The following is a 22,103-nucleotide window of genomic DNA, read 5'->3' as shown; positions in this document are numbered from 1 at the left end:
TCTTTGCCTTTTGACTTAATTACGAATGTAATTCTGCGGTACTGTTAGAGTGAGTTAACACTGACTTTTGACAACTTTGTAGTTTCTAGAAGCGGTACAGCAGTATATTCGTCGCTGCGTTCATTGGCTGCTTCTCGTAATTTAGGAATAAATTCAGTTTCTTTCAGACGCATTCCTAAAGCAAACAAAGTTTCAGCCATATCGTCTTTAGAAACTTTCGTGTCTGTCAACTGCGAAAAGCGTCGATCTATTTCTTCTAAAATCAGATCCCGTAATGCGGTAACATCATCTTGTAATTGGACTTTATTTTGAAAGATTTCATTTCGAATCGAGGTAGTTTGGCTATCTAGGGTTTCATCAAGCGACTGAACGCTGCTAGAGAACTTTTTATTAAGTCTATCAACCTGTTGTCGTAAGTCAAGAGTTTCTTCTTGAGTTGCCATGTTAAGTGACTTCAGCTTTTTATCCAGCGACTCAAACCCCACTTTTAGTTCAGCCGAAAAGTTGGACTTGAGTTGCTCGACATGCAATCGCGTCTGTTGTTGCAGGAGAGATATATCTGACTCCAGTTTGCTAAATCGATTTTCGTACTCTCTTAGCTGTGTTCCAAGAATAATATCGCGGATCTGATCGATATTGCCAAGTCTTTCTCGTACATCGTCTCTACTCATCTGACTCATTAGGAAAACCTCGCTTTTCGGGAATCAATTGGAATAATATCATGTTCAACTTAATACTTGTGTCATTGCGAACGTTCGCGCAACGTTTTTGCTAGGAGAAGCGCGGCAATCCCAAAACGCAAGCGAATTGCTACCCTTCTCCTGACAAAGACGCACTCGCGTTCGGGAACGCTAAAGGCGAACATTCCACTTCTCTACGAGACGCTGCCGCGTAGCTTGCTTCTTTGTTCGCGGAGCGTTCCGTAGGAAAGGAGTACGTTACATACCCTGCAGGAAGGCTAACGCCAACGCAATGACATATCGTAAGTGATTTGCCGAACTTGATATAAGAGGTAATGCATTTAACTGACATTTAGGCTAAAAATCCTTAGCTTATGATGCGGCTAACTCACCGAATGAATATACTTTGTTATTATTCCCAATCGTTCACAATTTATAGCAATCCGATTTGATTTGGTGAATTAATCGTAGAAACTGGGGACTGGGAAGAAGGAATAAAGGTGTACCTAGCTCCCTTAAAAATCAAATATTAGTCCTATATATCTGTAAAATAGGAAATAAGTAGTGAAAAATGGAAGATAAGTGTTTTTCATAACTTACTCAGAAAAAACTGCTGCCGTTAGTTTATTAATAAATATTATTATTTTTTCAGTTTTTGGCGTTACTATCTTTACAGTTCAAAAATTCTTGGATGCGTTTAACAAAGTCTTCTAACTCTAAGATTAAGTTAGTTGTACCTCGACGCTCTTGGTTTATCGCTAGTTGTTCTAGTTTTTCTGCTGCCAGATGCATGGTTGTAACTCCCATATTGGCACTAGCACCTTTAATTTGATGCCCTTGGAGCGCTATTTGCTCAAAGTCATGAGTTGCGATCGCTATTTTAATTAACTCTAGACGAGGTTGAATATCCTCAACAAATATTTGCAGTAGTTCCAATTCAAATTCTGGGTTATTTTCTGAGAGTTGGTGTAAGCGTTCCCAATCAATTGGGAGGTTAACTACACCGACATCTGTTCTACAAACTGTTTGCTCTGTGGCAGTTGTTTCTTTTGCCTCGAATATCACATTTCCCCAACGCTCTAGTGCTCCCGCCAATTTTTCTTTGATTACTGGCTTGCTCAAATAGTCATCCATTCCGGCATCTAGACACATTTGTTGGTCTTCTTTCATGGCATTAGCTGTCATTGCAATTACCACAGGACGATAACCACTGGCAAAGTCGCTTTCTTGCCAACGATGAATTTCTTTTGTGGTTTCTAAACCGTCGAGAACTGGCATTTGGCAATCCATCAGAATTAAATCGTAGGGAATTTTTTCTAATAGCTGCAAAACTTCTTTCCCATTACCAGCAACATCAGCACTATAACCCAGGCTTTGGAGTTGCTTCAAGGCAACTTTTTGATTCACCAAATTATCTTCAGCTAAGAGAATTCTCAGTTTGGGTAAGTCAGGAAAATAATAGTTGCGGTTGTTTTCAGAATTTTTCAGTTTTAAATTCTGACTTTTGACTTCTAACTCCTGAATTCTGACTTCTGACTCTTCTTCTGGCTGCGTTCCTAAAATAGTCATGATGGTATCGAAGAGTCGGGACGGCTTAATAGGTTTGACTAAATAAGCTGCAAATCCTATTTTTAGCGATCGCTGGATTTCATCGCGTCGATCAGTAGAGGTAAGCATAATCAAAGGTAGCCCAGCGATCGCTGAATTTGCCTTAATTTGTTCTCCTAAAGTCATGCCATCTATTTCTGGCATCTGCATATCAATCACAGCAACGTCATAGAAATTTTTTTGCTTGGCGGCTTCCTGAATAGCTTTCAGAGCAGTAGTAGCCGAAGCAGCCTGATCCACCAGCATCCCCCAACGGGTAGCTTGATGGTGGATGATTTTGCGATTAGTAGCATTATCATCCACCACTAACAAGCGTCGATTCAGCAAAAGTTCGCCTTCGCCTTCTAAGGAAATAGGGTCAAGTTGCTTGGCGAGAGTTACTTCAAACCAAAACTTAGATCCTTTCCCTAAGCGACTTTCTACGCCCATTTCTCCTCCCATCAAGCTTACCAGTTGCTTGCAGATGGCTAATCCCAAACCTGTACCGCCATATTTACGAGTGGTGGAAGCATCTACTTGAGTAAATGGCTTAAAGAGTTTGCATTGATCTTCAGGGGTAATGCCAAGACCGGTATCTGTAATGGCAAAATAGATGGTGGCTGTAGTGGGGGAAAGCGTACGCAATTCTGCTCGTAATACTACCTCTCCATTGCTGGTGAACTTGATCGCATTGCTAATCAAGTTCATGAGAATTTGTCGCAAGCGGCCAGCATCGCCTTGGAGTTGGGTGGGGACGTTGCTATAAATTAATCCTGCAATTTCTAATCCTTTATGATGAGCTGAGGGAGCCAATAATTCCAACACCTCTTCTACACAGGTAGATAAGTCAAAATCTAGAGTTTCTAGTGCCATTTCCCCAGCCTCAAGTTTGGACAGATCCAAAATTTCGTTAATCAGGCTTAAGAGAGCATCACCACTAATGCGAATTGTTTCCATAAAATCCCGCTGCTCGAAGTTTAGGGGAGTTTCTAACATTAAGCTTGTCATTCCCAAGACAGCATTCATGGGAGTCCGAATTTCATGGCTCATGTTAGCCAAAAAGGCACTTTTGGTTTGAGAAGCTAATTCAGCTTGGTGACGAGCAATTTCGAGTTCTCGTCGCTGTTGAGTTTCTGCATCTAACATTTGGGCTTGGGCTAAGGCAATACCTACTTGGTCAGCTATTTGCTGTAAAAGATGAGTTTCAAAGCTAGACCATTGGCGAGAACTGCCGCACTGATGGACAATCAGCAAACCGCAAAGTTCTTCTTTGACAAGAATGGGTATGACTAAATTACACTGGACTCCAAATTGTTGCAGTAATTCAAAATGGTTTTTTTGGACTTCAGCTATATCCAAGTCAGCAAGCCCCAGATTCGGTTTTTGACGGTACTGTTGTAGATAGTACTGCTGGATGTATTCGGCTTGAAAGTAAGCATCGACTAGCTCTTTGTCTTTAATTGCCAGCCAGCCAGAAATTACTGCCTCAACCACGGTGGCTCCAGAGCCATCAGCCTTTGGCTGATAAATCAAAACTCGGTCGCTATGGAGAATTTTTTGAACTTCGGTGACAGTGATTTGGAGAATTTCTTTGATTTGCAAAGACTGACGAATTTTGAGGGTGATTTCAGTAAATAGTTGCGATCGCAAGTTTTGGCGTTGAAGTTGTTCTTCCGCCTGTTTGCGCTCAATAAACTGCCCTACTTGCTCACCAATCGAATTCATCACTTTTGCCAAATCTGGATCAGCTTGCTGGATTTCATGGCTAAAGCAGGTAATAACACCGATGACTTTTTTCTCACTACGGATCGGAAAACCGAAAGCTCCGTGCAGTTCTGCTTCGGCAGCGATTTGAGAGCGGATAAAACTTTGATCTTTAACGACATCAGCGATCCAAACAGGTTCAAGACTAGCCCAGACACGACCAGGCAGCCCAATTCCTGGTGTAAAGGTAATCTGCCGACTGAGGATGTCAAATTCTTGCATCTGGAAGGAGATTTTATACCATGAATTTAGCAAAGACAGTAAATTTGCTCGCTGGTCTACCATCCAAAATTCACTTAAATCCCATCCCAAACTTTCGCAGATTCCTTGCAGAATTTGGGGCATGGCTTCGTTGATTGTGGTTGACTCTGCTAAGATGCGGGTTGTAACATACTCTGCTTTGAGATGCTGTTCAGTTCGTTGGCGTAAGCGAAGTTCTTCGTAGACATCGCTGATGTCGATACCTGTGGCTACGATGTATTCAACGTAACCCTCATAGTCTTGTAAAGTAGTGTTAGTCCAGGCAATCAGCCGCCGACTGCCATCCTTAGTTACCCAATAGTTTTCGTATTCTTTGGGCGCTTCACCAGCTCGCAACTGCTCAAAAACTGCTTTAATCGGCTCTACCTGTTCAGGAAGTAAAAACAGATTCCAGAAATGCCTTCCTTTGACCTCATCAAATGAGTAACCAGTAATTTGTTCACAAGCTTGATTGAAGCGAACAATTTGCCCTTTAGAGTCAAGAACTATCACCAAAGCGCTGGTTGTATCAAGGACTGCTGAGATAAAGTTGCGTTCTTGATTCAGTATTTCCTCTGTTAATTTCCGCTCTTTTCCCTCACGATAAATAAAGTAGTAGACTATAGCCAGAATCAGAAAACTTAGGCAAATAGCGATCGCCAGTGTCAAAAGCGTGTTGTTAGCACTGGCTTTTGCAGCTTGTGACTGCTGTTGAAGCAACCTTTTATCCTCATTCTCTATCTCATGGATGATCTTACGGATATCATCCATGAGATGTTTTCCTTGATTTGTCTCGATTACCTGCAACGCTGCCTCGAATCCCTGATTTTGACGCAGGTATATAGTCTGCTTGAGTATGACAAGTTTTGCAGCTATCAGAGGTTCAAGGGTTGCGAGCTGCTTTTGTTGGTTAGGTTGATCTGCGATTAAATTTTTCAGTTCTACAATTTTGCGATCGATGTTTCCAATTACTACTTGATAAGGTTCTAGATAACTTTCTTGTCCAGTGAGGATGTAACCGCGTTGTCCAGTCTCAGCATCCTTCATTTCGGACAGTAATTCTTCTAGTTTATTGATTTTCTCTTGGGTTTTTTGTACCTGATTATTATTATCAATCAATATGCGTGTATTTTGATAAGAAATCAGACCAATCAAAACTAAAATTGCTGATGCTAACCCAAACCCTCCAGCTATTCTTTGAAAAAATTGTTTGCGTCCCTTCTGTACCTGTTTGCGTGTATCACTCGCCAAAACTAAACTTGCTAAAGTGCGCCGCATTTCTAGTTGTTTAATTACCTGGCGACCGAGAATTCGTAATGCTTCCAATTGTTCTGGGGAAAGGGTTCTTGGTACATGGTCAACTACACAAAGTGTTCCTAACGCATATCCTTCAGGATTAGTCAGTGGTACACCAGCATAAAACCGAATATTCGCGTCAGAGGTGACAAACGGATTTGTGGCAAACCTTTCGTCAACTGTTGCATCAGGCACAACAAAAACTTCAGGTTGCAGAATAGCATGGGCGCAGAATGCCAAATCGCGGGGTGTTTCCACGGCATCCAAACCAACTTTTGACTTGAACCACTGACGATTAGTATCAATTAAGCTGATTAAGGCAATGGGAGTTCCACAAATATATGAGGCTAAACGGGTGAGGTCGTCAAAGGCAGTTTCCGAAGGAGTATCGAGAATCTTATACTCCAAAAGAGATTCGATTCGCTGTGTTTCGTTATCAGGTAATGGTGCTTTCATTCTTCGGCTTTATACCATTTTTGATTTTAAAAACAGAATTCAGAATTCTGAATTCAGAATCCAGGAGTTAGAAGTTAGAAGTTAAAATTAAGAATACTTTGATTATCAAAGTTTATAATTTTCAAAAAATCAAAAAATCAAAAAATATATAGCGCTTGATTCTATATTCATTCTGAATTCTGACTCCTGTTAGCGGATAGCTAAGGTTTAGCCCATTCTGACTCCTGAATTCTTTTTTATTAAAATTTGATCCGCAACTGTCCTGTAAAGGAATTACCACCGTAGGTACTTCCCCCGGTTTCTTGATTGCGGACATTACTAAAGCTATAGCCCAAGTCTGCTTCTATACTGGGCGACAGTTTTACCGTACAGCGTGTTTGATAAGTATTAGCGTTGTCAAATTCTCCTTTAAGTCGCTGCCGTCCTAAATTGGCAGCGAGGCGACAGCGTAAGAAATTAGTAATATTTCCCTCCCAAGCTACCTCACCGTTGTAAACTAGAAAATCTGGTGGAGAAAAATAACCGCTTGTGCGTTCTAAATCGCGATCGTAACTCCAAGTAAATAAGTTAGCTGCCAAAGAAAATTGTCCGAATTTGCGCTCTAACCTACTAAAAGACTGCACATCGGAATTACCATCGTTGTAATTACCCAAACGCAATGACGAAAACAAGCTGGTATCACGGTCAATCTGCCAGTATAAATCAGGCCCAAATCGCCAAACAGTAATTTGATTGTCTAAAGTCCGAGCATTGGATTTATAAGGCCCTTGTTCTAAATTACCTGATAGTACTACTACCGATAGCAATCGACCTGATGACGAAACTCGCGGCGGCGAAATGGAAGCCTCCACCTTAGCATTGAGATTGATAGCTGTGGGTAAACGATTGAATACATCGACTCCAACTGCTGTTTGTAGAGTCGCTTGTCCAATTTTTCCTTGCCATCCAACTTGCAAGGGAAAATTAGTTACTGATTCAACACCCCGTTGCTCAAATAAGTTAAAACCTGTCTTGAAAAATATTTTATTGCCATTTCTCAATCGAAACTGAACTGTTGGCTCAAGGAAAAAATTAGTTTGGCCAAAGTTGTCTGTCTCATAGTGATAGTCCGTATCAATACTTTCCAAAACTGCATCCGGCGTTTTTGGTTTGGTGGAAGTTGTTGGTGGACTAGAATTCTGCGGTGTTGGTTCGGTGGAAGTTGTTGGTGGACTAGAATTCTGCGGTGGTGGTTCGGTGGAAGTTGTTGGTGGACTAGAATTCTGCGGTGTTGGTTCGGTGGAAGTTGTTGGTGGACTAGAATTCTGCTGCGGTTCGGGTAGCGATGGTGGTAATCGCAAATCAGGATTGAAGTTTTCGGGTGCTGCCAGCAAAATAGGTGTTGATTTTAATCGATAAGGGAGTGGTTTTGAGTATTGCTCTGCTGACTCAGGATTTATTGTGGTGATTTGCTCAGTCAATTCTGAAGGTGATTTCCAGGTCTGATGTGCTTGGGCTGCTTGTAATTTAGCTTCTGATAATATCCAAATACCTACGCTACAGATTACTCCTAATTGAATTTGTAAGTATCCCAAAAGAAATACAGTGTATAAACTATATCGAGAAACAAAGAGATAAGGTCTAAAAATATATACCATCGGTTGATACTATATTTGTAAATGAAAAACTTGCTGCCAAATAGTTTTCTGGCTGCTAGCTAATGTATTCGGACTGGGATTATGATGCCCATAATCGATGCTTGTGAAAACATCAAAAAGGCAAAAGACGTAAAGATGTTAATTTGACGGGATATATAGGACTACTATTTGATTTTTGAAAAGATACGTAGGGGAGCCAGTTGCGGAGGTTCCCTCCGTTGTAGCAACTGGCGTTGCGTTAGCGCAGAAAGTACGGCACCGAATCCTTAAGAATGGTGCGTTACGCAAAACGCTAACGCACCCTACAAATACCTAATTTTGTTCAAAAATCAAACCGGATTCCTATAGAAGTTACCAAGTGCATGAAGTACATATTAAAATCTCACCCCCAACTCCTCTCTTTGGTAAAAAGAGGAGTTGGGGGTGAGGTTAAGCTGTAGCTGATTCTGATTAGGAAACGCTATATTCGAGTCGATAGTTACTGTGATTTTGATCCACTGCCAACAGTGATTGTTGAGTTTACTGTTCCCATCTCAGAGTTTTCAGCATTGTCAAACTCAAGACCTCGGAGCAATTCTCGAATTACATCTGTTGCTGGCCTTCCTGTGAGAGTACAGTATTGTTCAAGTTTCTTCATTTCCTCGGTTGTGAGATTTACTGTCAGTCGTTTAACAGCCCATTTTTTCTTCATAATTTTCTTTTATCTTTAATATGTTGCTTTTTCTTGAAATCACCAAGTCATTACGATTACTCCCGTAGTGCATAGCCTACACCACGGACTGTATGAATCAAACGTTTTTCATTATTTTCTTCTAACTTGAGTCGCAAATAACGAATATAAACCTCAATAATATTAGAATCACCCATGAAATCGTAACCCCAAACTTTCTCTAAAATTTGATCTCTAGTAAATACTTGACGGGGATGTGAAAGGAGATATTCTAATAAGTCAAATTCTTTTGCTGTTAACTGAATGCTTCGTTTTCCCCGAAATACTTCACGGGTGCGCCGATTTAAGCTTAAATCTTCAAATTGCAACAAATCCTCGTCTGTTTCTTGCGTGCGGCGCAGATGAGCACGAATTCTAGCTAATAGTTCCTCAATGCTGAAGGGCTTAACTACATAATCATCAGCTCCTGCATCTAATCCTGCCACGCGATCGCTCACTTCATCTTTTGCTGTCAACAAAATCACTGGTACTGTACTCCCTGTTGCTCGCAAACGCCGACAAATTTCCAAACCTGTCAACCCTGGAAGCATCCAATCTAGAATTACTAAATCTGGTGATGAGTCTCGCGCCAAAGTCAAGCCTGCGATGCCATCATGGGCGACACTTACCCGATATCCTTCGCTATTAAGTTCTAATTCGACAAATCGCGCCAGTTTGACTTCATCTTCCACCAAAAGAATATGTGCTGTCATATTTTTGCTCCTAAAGCAGTTAAGCAGGCAGGAGATAGGAGGCAGGAGGCAGGAGGAACCCACGTTTTAAAACGTGGGATTGGATCTTGGACGCTTTGTATCTCGCGGCACTTTCCGCTTGATACAATTCCTGTTTTAAACTGGGCAATGACCCAGAAAAGACAGTTTTTATTCATACTTCTTTTCTCCTGCCTCCTGCCCTCTGCCTCCTGCCTTCTTTGTAATGTGAGAATAAAAGTGCTAACATAACCTGGCTTTGAAAGGATGGCAATTTTGCCTTCCATACCTTCGGTTAGGTGTTTCACAATCGATAAACCCAAACCTGCTTTGCCAGTTAAACGAGGGCTGCCTGTTGTGCGACAGATGCCAACTTTGAAACCAATGCTATAGCAAGGGACTGGGGACTGGGTGAAAAGTCTTTTGGTGTCTAAGTTTTATCATCTCTTGATGTCCTAACCACCAAGGCTTTTGCTATATAGCAAAGTGCTGAGTGCTGTTAGCGGAAGCGGGGCGTTTAGCCCGTGCTGAGTGCTGAGTGCTGAGTATTATCAAAGGTTTCAGCAACCAACATAGTCCTAACCTATGTTTCGACTGCTATAAATCTGGATTTCTTAATTTTAAATTTTGAATGCGTGAATTTTGAATTGGTATTAGTTGTGTTCTAGCAGGTTTAGAATCTTCCTCACTAACTCCTCTGGTTCTAATGGTTTGGTAATGTGAGCTTGAAACCCAGCAGTCAGTGCTTTTTCCTGATCAATATCTGCGGCATAAGCGGTAAGTGCGATCGCCGGAATCGTTCCTCCTTGATTGGGTGGGCGCGAACGAATTTGCCGGATCAGCATGTAGCCATCTATATCAGCCATGCCGATATCACTGATAATTACATCAGGAATGAAACTATCAAGTACTTGCAATGCTTCTAGCCCAGACGTTACGGCTGTCACTTTTGCGCCATTTTGTTCTAGCAAAAATGTTTCAAACTCGCGCGTATCACTATCATCATCTACGAGCAAAATTTGCAGATTGCTTAAGGGAGTTTCGGCGCTTGCTGTTTCAGCATCGGTTCGCTCAAGTACAATTAGTGCTGATTGGTTCAAGATCGGTATTTGAACTATAAAGGTTGCACCCTGATTCTCACCCAAGCTTTCTGCCTTGACTGTGCCACCGTGCAGTTCGACAATTTGGCGGACGATCGCTAGCCCCAAACCCAAGCCACCAAATCTGCGTGTCGTCGAGCTATCTTCTTGCCGGAAATACTCAAACACATGTGGTAGAAATTGCGGTTGAATGCCAATGCCTGTATCGATCACCCGGATCTGAACCTGTCCTGCAATTTGCCTTAATTCAATGATTACTTGTCCGTCATCTGGTGTAAATTTGACGGCATTGGTCAGCAAGTTCCACACCACTTGCTGCAAGCGGGCAGCGTCACCAGAGATAGGTGCAGTCGGATCGAGATCAATCCGTAAGTTAATATTCTTTGCTTCTGCTGCTAAACGCACCGTTTCCAGGGCAGCAGAAATAACAGAGATTAAATTAATCGGAGCCACTGTTAAGGACAGCTTGCCCCGCATAATCCGCGAAACGTCGAGTAAGTCTTCAATTAATTGTGATTGCAGTTTGGCGTTGCGCTCAATCGTTAGCAGTGCTTCGCTTTGACGGGCGGCGTTGAGCTTGCCTTTTCGCAGCAGTTGTGCCCAGCCTAAGATCGGGTTGAGGGGCGATCGCAACTCATGAGACAGCACCGCTAAAAACTCGTCTTTAATCTGGTTAGCTCGTTGCAATTGTTCTGCGTGTTGCTGAATCGAGACAATGAGGTTGGCTCGGTCGAGGGCGATCGCTATCTGCTCAGACATTAATTGCAGCAAATCGATTTCTTCTGAGGTAAAGCTAGTGCGGGTGCAGCTACCAAACGAGATGGTTCCTAATAAGCGTTCTTGGACAATTAACGGTTGACTGATATAAGCGGTGCCATTCTGGTCGCGGACAGTTTGGGCACGAGGATCAGTGGCAATTTCGGCGTGGTCGAGAACGATTTGCTGTCGTTCTTGGGCTGCCCAGCCACAGACGCATTCACCAAACTCAATCCACTCGAGCGCCTCAGCCACCTCTTGAGTCACGCCCTCATAGTTTTTCAAATGCAAGATGGAGCAGTTGTCTTTTGACTCGACGATGTAGTTGTAGTAAAAGTCCAACCCTAGCAGGGGTGCGAGTTTGCTGAATAAATTGTGCATCAGCGTCATCGGTTGCTCGACCGCCAGGAGATCGCTGGTGATGTCATAGAGCAACCGAAAACGTTCATCAGCTTGCCTCTGTGAGGTGACATCGCGCATGATTTTAATAAATCCTTGCACGTCGTCGGCTTCATCGCGTAAGGGCATTACAAAGCCACTACCCCAAAAGCGGCTACCGTCCTTTCGGATATGCCAGCACTCATTTTCTGCCTGTCCTTGAGTTTGGGCGGTCTCGAATTCCCAGCCAACGCGGTCTTTTAGGTTGTCTTCGCGGGTGTAAAGGCTGTGACAGTCACGGCCAATGATTTCTGCTTCTGAATACTTGAACAAGTCTTCGGCACCAGCACTCCAACTGGTGATCATAGCGTTGGGATCAACGGTCAAAATAGCATATTCTTTTGCACTTGCCATCATTAACCGAAAGCGAGCTTCACTTTGTTTGAGGGCAATTTCGATTTGTTTGCGAGCGGTAATGTCGTAGGACATTGCGAGCACAGCATCAACTTCACCGCGATCGTTGCGTAAGGGTATGCCATGAGATATGTAGTACCGACCGTGGCTGTTGTGTTCTGCGGTAAACGATTCGCCATTGAGAGCTTGACGGTAGTTAGGTTCGTAGGTGGCTGCTAAGGCGGGTTCGAGGGCTTCCCAGAGTGTTTTGCCAACAAAGTTTTCAGTAGTCATGCCGACTCGCTCCAGCGCTTCGCCTTCTGCCAGCTGGTAGCGCAAATCCCGATCCACAATGAACACAGCGCCATGAGGCAGGTTGGCTGCGACTTGACGCAGGCGGGTTTCGGCAAGTTGGCGATCGCGCTTTTCTTTGGCTTCTCGCAGCGCTCGTTGGACACAAGGAATCAACCGCCGTAGGTTGCGCTTCAGCACATAGTCGGTGGCTCCCAGTTTCAACGCTTCAATCACCAATTCTTCGCCCATACTGCCAGAGACGAAAATAAAGGGCGTGTCAGGACACAGCTTTTGGGCAATTTTCAAGGCGGAAATGCCATCAAAACCGGGCAAGGCATAGTCTGCCAAAATCAAATCAAACGCATTGGTTTCTAATGCCTTCACAAACTCAGCGCGAGTTTCCACCCGAAGCAGTTCAAAATTAGCGCCGCCATCGGTCAGGGTGACATTTATCACCTCTGCGTCAAGGGGATTGTCTTCGAGCAAAAGAAACCGCAGTCCTGTCATAATTATTCTGCCTCATGTTTTGGCAGCGAAAAGTAGAACGTTGCGCCCTGGTCGATTGCGCCTTCTGCCCAGATGCGTCCCCCATGTCGATGAATGATCCGCCGGACAGTGGCAAGCCCGACTCCCGTGCCAGGAAACTCCTCCTGCGGATGTAGCCGTTGAAACATAGTGAATAGTCGCTCATGGTATTTCATGTCGAAGCCTGCACCATTATCTTTGACAAAGAAAATCACTTCTTGCTCCTGTTCAATGCTACCAATTTTGATGGCAGCTTCGGGGTTATTGTGGGTGTACTTGATGGCATTCGACAACAAATTTTGTAGTACTAGCAGCAGCAATGCTGGATCGCCTTCTACGGTTGGCAATGGCTCAATTTGCCAGTGGAGCGATCGCCCGATTAGTTCTGGCTGCAATTGTTCTCGTACCTGCTGCACCAATTGACTGATCTTAACAGTAGTCAAATCAATTTCTGTCTGCCCCAGGCGGGAAAATTCCAGCAGGTCGTCTACCATTTTTTCTGCCTCAAGAGCAGATTTCGTGATAATGTTGAGAGTTTGCAAACTGGATGCATCGACGAGGGTGGGATTGAGCTTGCCTTGCAACCGTTCGGCAAAGCTGCTGATGTAGCGTAGCGGCGTTCGCAAGTCGTGAGATACCGAGGAAGAGAACGCCTCTAGTTCTTGGTTGATGGCTTCTAGTTGAGCCGTCCGGGCTTTCACTTGTTGCTCCAAGCGTTCATTGAGTGTTTGTACCGCTTGCATCACCTGTTCGCGGTAGACTGCTTCGCGTCGCATCTGTGCCAATTGGAGGTTGACATTGACTCGCGCTAACAGTTCTCGTGCCGAGAAGGGTTTAATTAAGTAGTCATCTGCCCCAGTTTCTAAACCCTCCACCCGTGATTCTTCGCCGGCACGGGCAGAGAGCAAAATAATCGGGATTGTCTGGGTATTTAGTGAAGCCCGTAGCGATCGCAGCAACTCAAATCCATCCATTCTCGGCATCATCACATCTGCTAACACCAAGTCATAGGTGACACTTCCACCACGCCGGATCGCCCTCAGTGCGGCTAACCCATCATTTACAGCTTCCACCTCGTAGTACTGGTTTAACAACCGCCTGAGATAGCCGCGCATATCGGCGTTGTCATCCACTAGGAGAATACGCGCCCTCTTGGAGCCTTGAGCGTCATAAGAGGCAGGGGAGCAGGGAGCAGGGAGCAAGGGGGAAGACTGGGACGGAGCTTGAACTTCCGAGGTTTGTGCCTGAACCTCAAAGCTTTCTGCCGGAACCTGCAAGCTTTCTGCCGGAACCTTAGAGCTTTGAAGTTGAAATTCTGAGCTTTCGTCAAGGGCAGTTCCCCCTGCCCCCTGCCCCCTGCCCCCTTCCTCTTGTTCAGGTAGCCAACGTAAGGCTTCTTCAACAAAAGCATTTGCAGTTACAGCCGTCGATGCCAGTGTCGAGGCAACCCAAATTTGGTCGGCGGGTAGATGGGCGATGCCAGTGGGGATGGTGACGGTGAAGGTTGTGCCTTGGTCTACTGCGCTCGTAACCGCGATCGCGCCGCCGTGCCGCTTGACGAGTTCCTGCACCAGAGACAAGCCAATGCCTGAGCCTTCATAGCTGCGCCCCTTCGCGCCTTTGACTTGATAGAACCTCTCAAAGAGGTGAGGCAGTTCGGAACCGGAAATACCTACACCCGTGTCGCTGACCATCAATTCAACTGTGTTTGCTTTGGGTTTGAGCGAGACAGAAATCATACCCTCGAAGGTAAATTTTAAGGCATTGGAGAGCAGATTCAACACAATCTTTTCCCACATCTCGCGATCTACGTAAATGGGATCGGGCAAAGGGGGACAATCGACGACTAACTGCAAATTGGCATTCTCAATCGCCGAGCGGAAAACACTTGCCAGTTCTGCCGTGTAGGTGGATAAGTCGGTGGGTTCGTAGTTTGCCTTCAGGCGATCGGCTTCGATGCGGGAGAAGTCGAGCAGGGTGTTGACCAGTTTCAGCAAACGCAAGCTATTGCGATGTGCTAGTTGTAGCTGTTCCCGTTGTGAAGAAGTTAGGGGATTTACCGAATCGCTCAAGGCATCTTGCACCGGAGCGAGTATCAACGTTAGCGGCGTGCGGAATTCGTGCGAGACGTTGCTAAAGAAGAGGGTTTTGGCGCGATCGAGTTCTGAGAGGGTCTCTGCGCGTTGACGTTCTTGTTCGCGGGCAGATTGTTCTCGAACTCGCCCAATTTCCGATTCGCGCAGGGCTGCCTCGGCGCGGGCGCGTTCGACCGCCGCCCAGGTGCGCTCGGCCACCTCTTCGAGCAGCCGCAATTCGGCGTCGACCCAGTGGTGCGGTTCGCTGTGAGTTATCCCGAGCGCGGCGGCCAGCCGTCCGCGTTTCATCAAGGCGACACCCACGCCCGCTCGGATTCCCGTCGCGCGATAGACCGCGCGGTTGGCTTGCAGCCGTGGGTCGGTTTCCGTGTCGTCGTAATAGATCGTCCGTCCGGCATTCAAATCATCATAAAAGCACGACCCGAAGTCCCGCAGCCGCCACACGGGCGGCATCGCGATGCGCGAGTTCGTGCGTCCCTCGCGCGTCACAACGTGGTCACCGTCCGCATCGAACTCGTGATAGACCGCGCTATCGACGCCTAAATGATCCGCCACATGATCCATTGCGATTCGCAGAACCTCGACCGGATCGGCAATCGGGCGCAATGCATCGCTGAGCTTGAGCAGAAACGCCTGTTGTTGTTCTTGCCGCTTGCGCTCGGTGATGTCGTCGTAAAGCATCGTGAAGCCGTCTGCTGGGCCAAAAGGAGTAACGTGGAAAGCAAACCACGTCTCATTGTCCGGCACGAAACGTTCAAAGCGTTCCGGCTGTCGAGTTCTGAGGACGCGCTCAACAATCTCCAACCAGGAGCGATAGTCTGGAAAGACTTCACTCGCTAACCGGCCGAGGGCGCTGCTCCGGTCAAATCCTGTCTGTCTCTCAAAGGCTGGGTTGAGTTCAAGATATCGGACATCCACAGGGCGACCACTCTCGTCGCGGACAAGCTCGTTGATCGCGAGACCCTCGTTCATCGAATCGAACAGTGATCGATATTTTGCTTCCGATTCGCGCAAATCTTCTTCAGCACGGGCGCGTTCAAGCCGCGTCCAGATGCGGTTGGCGAGTTCGCGGGTCAGTTCGATTTCGTCGTCGCGCCAGTCATGGGGTTCGGTATGATAGATGACGAGCAGGAAGCGCCACTCGCCATCGCGTACAAGCGGTATGCTGAGGAAGGAGCCGATATTCAGAGCCGCAAACTGCTCGCCATCGGTCAGGGGGTCGTCGAACACGTCACGGATGACGACATCTTCTCCGGCGAGACAAAGTTGCAGAACTTCGGGTGTTAAAAACTCTTGCATACGATACGTGCCAAGCAGGCTCGGCACGTCGCTGCGATGCCAGCTGTGGTCGATGACTGCAATTTCAGCCGACTCATAAAGTTCGGCAAAGGCGCATGCTGACAAGTCGAAATGTCTGCCGGTTTTTTCGCCCAGCGCATTCATCGTCTCGTCAATGTTCGTCAGACGCGCAAGGTCTTGGCTGACTTCGGCTAAAAAGACGAGATTTGCATCGTGCCGTTTGCGATCGCTTACGTCCTGATAAACAGCAGCAACTCGCGTCTGGTTTGGCTCATCCACTTTGAAAACGTAGAAGTTATACCAAGCATCAAGCGGTGCGGTGTAAAACTCGTGGCGTTCACCGATGCCCGTTTTCGCAACTCTGCCAAAGGTTTCAAACCAACGCGATTCAAAGTTGGGGTTAATCTCCAGGGTTCGTCGTCCGACGAGTTCGGTTCCCATCATTTTCACCGCCGCCGGATTTGCTTCTAAATAGAGGATGTCTATTGGCTGGTCATTCTCGTCAAAAATCACATCAACGAGAATATAACCCTCGTCCATCGACTCAAACAGCGATCGGTATTTTTCTTCCGATTCCCGCAACGCTTCACTCGACTGGATGGCATCTTCCATCACGTTGAGGGCAGCGCGGCGGGAATCGCTGAGTTCTTCGTTTGCCTGTTGCAGCTCACCCATGCGATCAATCAGTTCGGTGCGGGTCTGGTGGAGCAGGTGTTCGTTCGTTTCCTGGAGCTGCTGCTGCACGCGCGATCGCTCGTCGCTGCGTTCCTTTTCCTGGCGCAGCGAGATTAATTCGTCCATCAGCGCTTGACTGGTTTCGCACGTCATTGCCTCTGAATCGTTCATTAACAGTTCGGCAAGTTTGTCATGAGTTGCCAGCAGCTGCTCAAGGTCGGCTTCGAGATGCAGATCCGTTTGAATTTTCGTCCAGTAGTGTGCCGTCTGAATGAACGTGAGGAAAACCAACAGATATTGAAAGGTGGCTGCGTCTAAGACCCGCTTGAGCGCAGCGAGGCATTTGGGCGCATCCAACGTTTGCAGGAAAGCGTGGGTGGCACAGGCAAAGATGGCTGCTTCCAGCGGTGAATCTGCTTTTGGTAATTCAGTCAGCGGCGATTCGCATTGCTGAAGCTGGGCGATAAACGGCGCTATCTGTTCCAGGTGTGGCAGTGGACGCTCAAGTAGGTCGATTACCTGTTCGATGGATTGGACGGGAGCGTTGCGATCGCCCGCAGGAAACCCCAAGCCGATCAGAAAGCCAAGGTGCCGCGTGATGCAGTAACGCACGTCGCAAAAGCGGGAGAGGTAAACGAACAGTCTTTCCTTAAACAGGGAGGGCAGCGGATTATCGAGATAGGCAAAACTGGCAAAGCCCCACAGGTTGACGGTGATTTCGGGCGCTTCGGGTGCAAGCCGAAAGAAATTGGGCAAAACGCCGAACCGCTGCTCGACCTCTACTTGCAGTTGCTGCTGCATCAAGTCTGAAGCTGCAGTGTTCGCTTCAACGTTTGAGTGTGAGCGGTTTTTGCTGTCCTTCGATTTAGACATCGTTCTTCCCTCCCTGTTCAAATTGAAGCGGATACCGCTCGGCTTCACGTTGCCGTTTGCAAAGGTCGTTGACTTCTTTTTTCAACTCGATCATCCGTAACTCGCGGTTCACCATCGCGCGGTTCAACCGCTTCAATTCGTTCATATTCCGGTACAGGGTGGCTTCGGCTTGTTTGCGATCGGTGACATCCTGATAAACAGCAGCAACTCGCGTCTGGTTTGGCTCACCCACTTTGAAAACGTAGAAGTTATACCAAACATCAAGCGGTGCGGTGTAAAACTCGTGGCGTTCACCGATGCCCGTTTTCGCAACTCTGCCAAAGGTTTCAAACCAACGCGATTCAAAGTTGGGATCAATCTCCAGGGTTCGTCGTCCGACGAGTTCGGTTCCCGTCATCTTTACCGCTGCCGGATTTGCTTCTAAATAGAGGAGGTCAATCGGCTGGTCGTTCTCGTCAAAGATCGCGTCAACGAGAATATAACCCTCGTCCATCGACTCAAACAGCGATCGATATTTGGCTTCCGATTCGCGCAGGGCAATTTCGGCTTCGATGGCATCCGTATTATCGATCGTCACGCCAACGTGACCGAGATAAATGCCATCGGCACCTAAGAGCGGTTGAGCATAATTGTCGTGCCAACGCCACACCCCATCATGCCGACGGATGCGGTTGCGGTTGTGCCACGATCGCTGTTCGCGGACTGCCACAAAATAATCGGCGATGTAAAGTTCGACATCATCTGGATGAACCAGCTCCTGCCAACCCTCACCGCGAATCTGTTCTGCGCTCTTGCCCGTGAAGTCCAAAAAATGTTGATTGATGAAACGATTATTGCCCTGCGCGTCGTTAAACCAGATGAGAGCAGGAGCCGTGTTCGCCAGCGTGCGAAACCGTTCCTCCGACTCGCGCAAGGCTGCTTCGGCGCGTTTGCGATCGCTAACATCAACGGTTGAGCCGACAATGCGACCGACAGTACCCGATGCGTCGCGCAAGATCAAGGCGCGATCGAGTACGTTGATGTAATGCCCTACTTTGTGGCGGACGCGGTATTCGAGGGCGAAAGCATTCTGGGCTTCACGCATTGCCGCAGGTGAAGCGACTTGCAGCACTTGGCGATCGTCCGGGTGAATCAGGTCAATCCAGCCGTCGGGCGTTTGGGCAATTTCGCCCGGTGCATAGCCTAAAACTTGGTTGAAGCCTTCGCTGCGCGTGACGATGCCAATCTGTATCTCCCAGTCGTAAACGAATCCATTCGCGGCAGATTCAGCAATTCGGAACCGCTCATTGGCTTTTTGCAACGCTTGCTCGGCTTGTTTGCGTTCGGTGATGTTTTGGCAAATGCCGATCGCCCGCACCGGAACAGCTTGCGAATCGCGGATCAGGGAACCTGTAACCCGAAACCATTGGAGTTGACTGTCTTGGGTGAACGATCGCATTTCGTAATCAAAGCGATCGCCGTTCGTTTGCGCATCTTGGAAGGCTTGACGAACGATGGCGCGATCGTCCGGGTGAATCTGTTCTAGATTCTCCTCAAAATTGTTGGTCGGCACATGGCCTGTGACTTGCTCAACGTTTTCCGAAAACGTCGGGATGTTCGTTCGTAAATTAAAGTCCCAGGCATACATATTTGCCGCTTCGGTCGCCAGCCGCAATCGCTCTTCCGATTCGCGCAGGGCAACTTGGGTTTGCCGGTGCTCAATTAGATCAGCCGCTTGGCGGGCGAGTAAATCGAGAAAGCGCAGTTCGCAATCGCTCGGTCGGCGGTGTTTGCGCCAGTGGGTCGAAACCATGCCGATCAATTTGCCCGATCGAGCGATCAGCGGGGTTGACTGCGCCGAGAGATATCCGGCATCAACGTGCATTCGCATTGAGCCGTCGGGGTCTTCGCTTTCTGGCACATCGAAATCAACGAAGGTGCGTTGGCGAAGCCGTTCTCTAGGAGCATCGCCGTTCTTCAGCGCGATGCCGCAAGGTGTGTTGGAACTCGCACTCACGCGGTAGAAATACTCGGTCATATTCCGCTCAAAGCCCTGCGTGGCAAGCAGCAACAATTCTTGCGTCGCTTCGTCGAGAATTTGTACTGTTCCGGCATCCGCCCGCGTCAGAGCGATCGCAGCAGCTATAATCTCCTGGTAAAGCGTCTGAATGTCGCCCTCGGTTACAAGCCTCGCGCTCAGTTCGTGCAGTAGTTGCGTATCTTTCAGGTCTGACTCGATAGCTGATAAAGCTTGTTTGCGATCAATCGTGTCTTTGTCAAGTTCCGGTACTTCCTGCAATGCCCGTTGTACCGATGGCACTAACCGCCCTAACCGCTGCTTCAGTACATAATCTGTCGCGCCCTGTTTGATCGCTTCAATCGCCAATTCTTCGCCCAAACTGCCAGAGATGAAAATAAACGGCGTATCAGGACGTAGGCGACAGGCGATCGTTAGTGCCGCAATCTCATCAAAACTAGACAAGGCATAGTCTGCTAAAATCAGGTTGATTTCGTCGGTTTCCAGTGTTCTAATAAAATCAGCGCGAGTCTCTACCCGCAGTAGTTCACAGTCAATCCCGCCCTCTCTCAGCGTGGCTTGCACGACTTCTGCATCGGTTAAATTGGCTTCGAGCAAAAGAAACTGAAATGCTGACATTATTTTCCTTTTACTGTTTTGGTAGTACCCAGTGAGAAGTGCGTGCGATCAACGGTTTCTTCGACATCTGCCGAGCGTATTTGCACCAGTGCCTTCATATTTCCATTGGTCACAAAAAGCTCTTTAGCGACACTACCTTAACCTCATTTACCGTAATAGTCAGGTAACGCCCGACCAAAGAATCTTGCAGATCCGTTCAGCAAGAAAGCCTTAAGCAGAAATAATTACAATCTATATATATTTTGCCAACTTCATGCCAAATTTTAGTAACATAAACTCTTTATCATGTTTCTACAACAAATAGCAGCCCCCCTAAAGGATATATACCCCTCTTCTGTCACTTTCCGGGAGGGCGATCGCGCTTAAGCCTCATGAGGCAATCAATACAAGCTATATTATTAGGAAAAAATGGGTCTTGTATTTGTTATTAGAAAAGAATCGCGCGATGCCTGCGGCGGGCTACGCCTACGCTTGCTATACAAAAGCTCTAGAATTCAGAAATGGTAAATGTTTTCGGAGAGTGACAAAAGAGGGGTAAATAAGCAGGGGTGCAGGGAGCAGGGGAGCAGAGGAGAATTACAAATGACAGATGACAGATGACAAATGACAGATGACAGATGACAAATGACAAATGACAAATGACAAATGACCAATGACAAATGACAAATGACAAATGACAAATGACACCCCTCTCCTGTCAAAGACGCTACGCGATCGCCAGTTATCTTTAATTGCACCGACCTACTTAACTAATGATTTTGTGTTATTTCAAGGTTTTCTCAACTTAAACAAACCATTTGACTGGACTTCTCACGATTGCGTGGCGCGGGTGCGAAAATTGTTGCGCCTCAAACGTGTAGGACACGCAGGAACCTTAGATCCGGCTGCTACAGGAGTTTTACCGATCGCCCTTGGGAAAGCTACAAGATTATTGCAATATCTGCCAGAAAACAAAGCGTACATTGCCACCATTCGGCTGGGTGTGCGGACTACAACCGATGATTTACAAGGTGAAATCATCACTTCTCAACCTTGTGCTGGATTGAGTTTAGCAGAGGTGAAACCTGCACTGGCACAATTTGAAGGCAAGATTGAGCAAATACCACCTAGTTACAGTGCAATCCAAGTGGATGGTAAACGCCTCTACGACTTAGCACGCCAAGGTAAAACGGTGGAAGTTCCAGTGCGAACAGTGGAAGTTTTTCAGATAGATATTTTGGACTGGAGAGAAGGAGATTTTCCCGAATTGGATGTAGCGATCGCCTGTGGTGGTGGTACATATATTAGAGCGATCGCTCGTGACTTAGGTGCAATCTTAAAAACTGGTGGCACTCTTGCGGCTTTGATCCGCACTCAAAGCAGTGGTTTCGATTTAACAGATAGTCTCACTTTCACCGACTTAGAAACTAAGCTGCAAGGCGGGATATTTCAACCTCTTGCCCCTGATACAGCCTTACAACATTTGTCATCTGTGACTTTACCAGCAACATCTGCTCAAAAATGGTGTCAAGGTCAGCGAGTTCCTCTAAATTCTGATGTGACTGGGATAGTGCGAGTTTATCAAGAAGAGACTCGCTTTTTAGGTATTGGACAATTACAAGACGAAGTGTTGATTCCGCAAATGGTTTTTGAACCAATTTCTTAGAGGATGTGTAAAAGGGACTGGGGAAGGTGGGGCCCCCTCTGGGGATAAGGGGTAATGGGGATTAGGGATTGGGTTGAAAAGTTTTTTATATACACCTAACCCTTGGAGATCCCCCTAAATCCACGCCACGTGCTTCAAGTCGGCAGAGCCGCCCAACGCAGTGGCTCCCCGATAAATTGGGGGACTTTAAGACTCTTATTCCCCCCTTATTAAGGCTACGGTGTATACACAAGTCTGAAGTGGCTCAAGAATTTGGGTTTTACCCCACCCTAACCACTGCTTAAATTCAATAAACGACCACCCGAATTCAATAAACGACCGCCCGAATTCAATAAACGACCGCCCGAATTCAATA

Annotated in this window: 9 protein-coding genes; 1 reads left to right on the top strand and 8 read right to left on the bottom strand. The window is 46.8% G+C overall.

The features are described from left to right. Positions 1 to 44: 44 nt before the first annotated feature. The 8 genes from RMY63_RS33380 to RMY63_RS33345 all read right to left on the bottom strand — a co-directional run bounded on the left by RMY63_RS33380 (position 45) and on the right by RMY63_RS33345 (position 20,103). Positions 45 to 680, bottom strand: coding sequence for a hypothetical protein (locus RMY63_RS33380; protein WP_322732812.1), 636 nt, complete (start codon positions 678 to 680; stop codon positions 45 to 47). A gap of 648 nt (positions 681 to 1,328) precedes the next feature. Continuing rightward, positions 1,329 to 6,023 carry a response regulator gene (locus RMY63_RS33375; protein ID WP_322732811.1) on the bottom strand — a complete coding sequence of 1,565 codons (4,695 nt, stop codon included), beginning with the start codon at positions 6,021 to 6,023 and terminating at the stop codon, positions 1,329 to 1,331. 239 nt (positions 6,024 to 6,262) lie between these two features. Then, a complete protein-coding gene (locus RMY63_RS33370; protein ID WP_322732810.1) occupies positions 6,263 to 7,660 on the bottom strand; it encodes a hypothetical protein in 1,398 nt (465 codons plus the stop codon). A 478-nt stretch (positions 7,661 to 8,138) separates the two neighbouring features. Next, positions 8,139 to 8,351, bottom strand: coding sequence for a CopG family transcriptional regulator (locus RMY63_RS33365; RefSeq protein WP_322732809.1), 213 nt, complete (start codon positions 8,349 to 8,351; stop codon positions 8,139 to 8,141). 56 nt (positions 8,352 to 8,407) lie between these two features. Beyond that, positions 8,408 to 9,082, bottom strand: coding sequence for a response regulator transcription factor (locus RMY63_RS33360; RefSeq protein ID WP_322732808.1), 675 nt, complete (start codon positions 9,080 to 9,082; stop codon positions 8,408 to 8,410). Between the two features lie 650 nt (positions 9,083 to 9,732). Beyond that, entirely contained in the window at positions 9,733 to 12,507 is a 2,775-nt protein-coding gene (locus RMY63_RS33355) for a response regulator (protein WP_322732807.1), read from the bottom strand. A 2-nt stretch (positions 12,508 to 12,509) separates the two neighbouring features. After that, positions 12,510 to 17,468, bottom strand: coding sequence for an ATP-binding protein (locus RMY63_RS33350; protein WP_322732806.1), 4,959 nt, complete (start codon positions 17,466 to 17,468; stop codon positions 12,510 to 12,512). Then, a complete protein-coding gene (locus tag RMY63_RS33345; protein ID WP_322732805.1) occupies positions 17,461 to 20,103 on the bottom strand; it encodes a PAS domain S-box protein in 2,643 nt (880 codons plus the stop codon). The genes RMY63_RS33350 and RMY63_RS33345 overlap by 8 nt, the downstream gene beginning before the upstream one ends. A 760-nt stretch (positions 20,104 to 20,863) precedes the next feature. On the opposite strand from RMY63_RS33345, the gene truB reads away from it, so the two are divergent. After that, positions 20,864 to 21,748, top strand: a complete 885-nt coding sequence (gene truB / locus RMY63_RS33340; RefSeq protein WP_322732828.1) for a tRNA pseudouridine(55) synthase TruB — start codon at positions 20,864 to 20,866, stop codon at positions 21,746 to 21,748. Positions 21,749 to 22,103: the final 355 nt, after the last annotated feature.

The sequence above is a fragment of the Nostoc sp. ChiQUE01b genome (assembly GCF_034531255.1).
Lineage (GTDB): Bacteria > Cyanobacteriota > Cyanobacteriia > Cyanobacteriales > Nostocaceae > Nostoc.
This window is presented reverse-complemented; position numbering and strand designations above follow the sequence as displayed.

What these genes read in the sequence shown, in the direction of transcription:
- RMY63_RS33350 (WP_322732806.1), bottom strand. Translation starts at nt 17,468, where the DNA reads ATGTCTAAATCGAAGGACAGCAAAAACCGCTCACACTCAAACGTTGAA.
- RMY63_RS33360 (WP_322732808.1), bottom strand. Translation starts at nt 9,082, where the DNA reads ATGACAGCACATATTCTTTTGGTGGAAGATGAAGTCAAACTGGCGCGA.
- RMY63_RS33365 (WP_322732809.1), bottom strand. Translation starts at nt 8,351, where the DNA reads ATGAAGAAAAAATGGGCTGTTAAACGACTGACAGTAAATCTCACAACC.
- RMY63_RS33375 (WP_322732811.1), bottom strand. Translation starts at nt 6,023, where the DNA reads ATGAAAGCACCATTACCTGATAACGAAACACAGCGAATCGAATCTCTT.
- RMY63_RS33370 (WP_322732810.1), bottom strand. Translation starts at nt 7,660, where the DNA reads ATGGTATATATTTTTAGACCTTATCTCTTTGTTTCTCGATATAGTTTA.
- RMY63_RS33380 (WP_322732812.1), bottom strand. Translation starts at nt 680, where the DNA reads ATGAGTCAGATGAGTAGAGACGATGTACGAGAAAGACTTGGCAATATC.
- RMY63_RS33345 (WP_322732805.1), bottom strand. Translation starts at nt 20,103, where the DNA reads ATGTCAGCATTTCAGTTTCTTTTGCTCGAAGCCAATTTAACCGATGCA.
- RMY63_RS33355 (WP_322732807.1), bottom strand. Translation starts at nt 12,507, where the DNA reads ATGACAGGACTGCGGTTTCTTTTGCTCGAAGACAATCCCCTTGACGCA.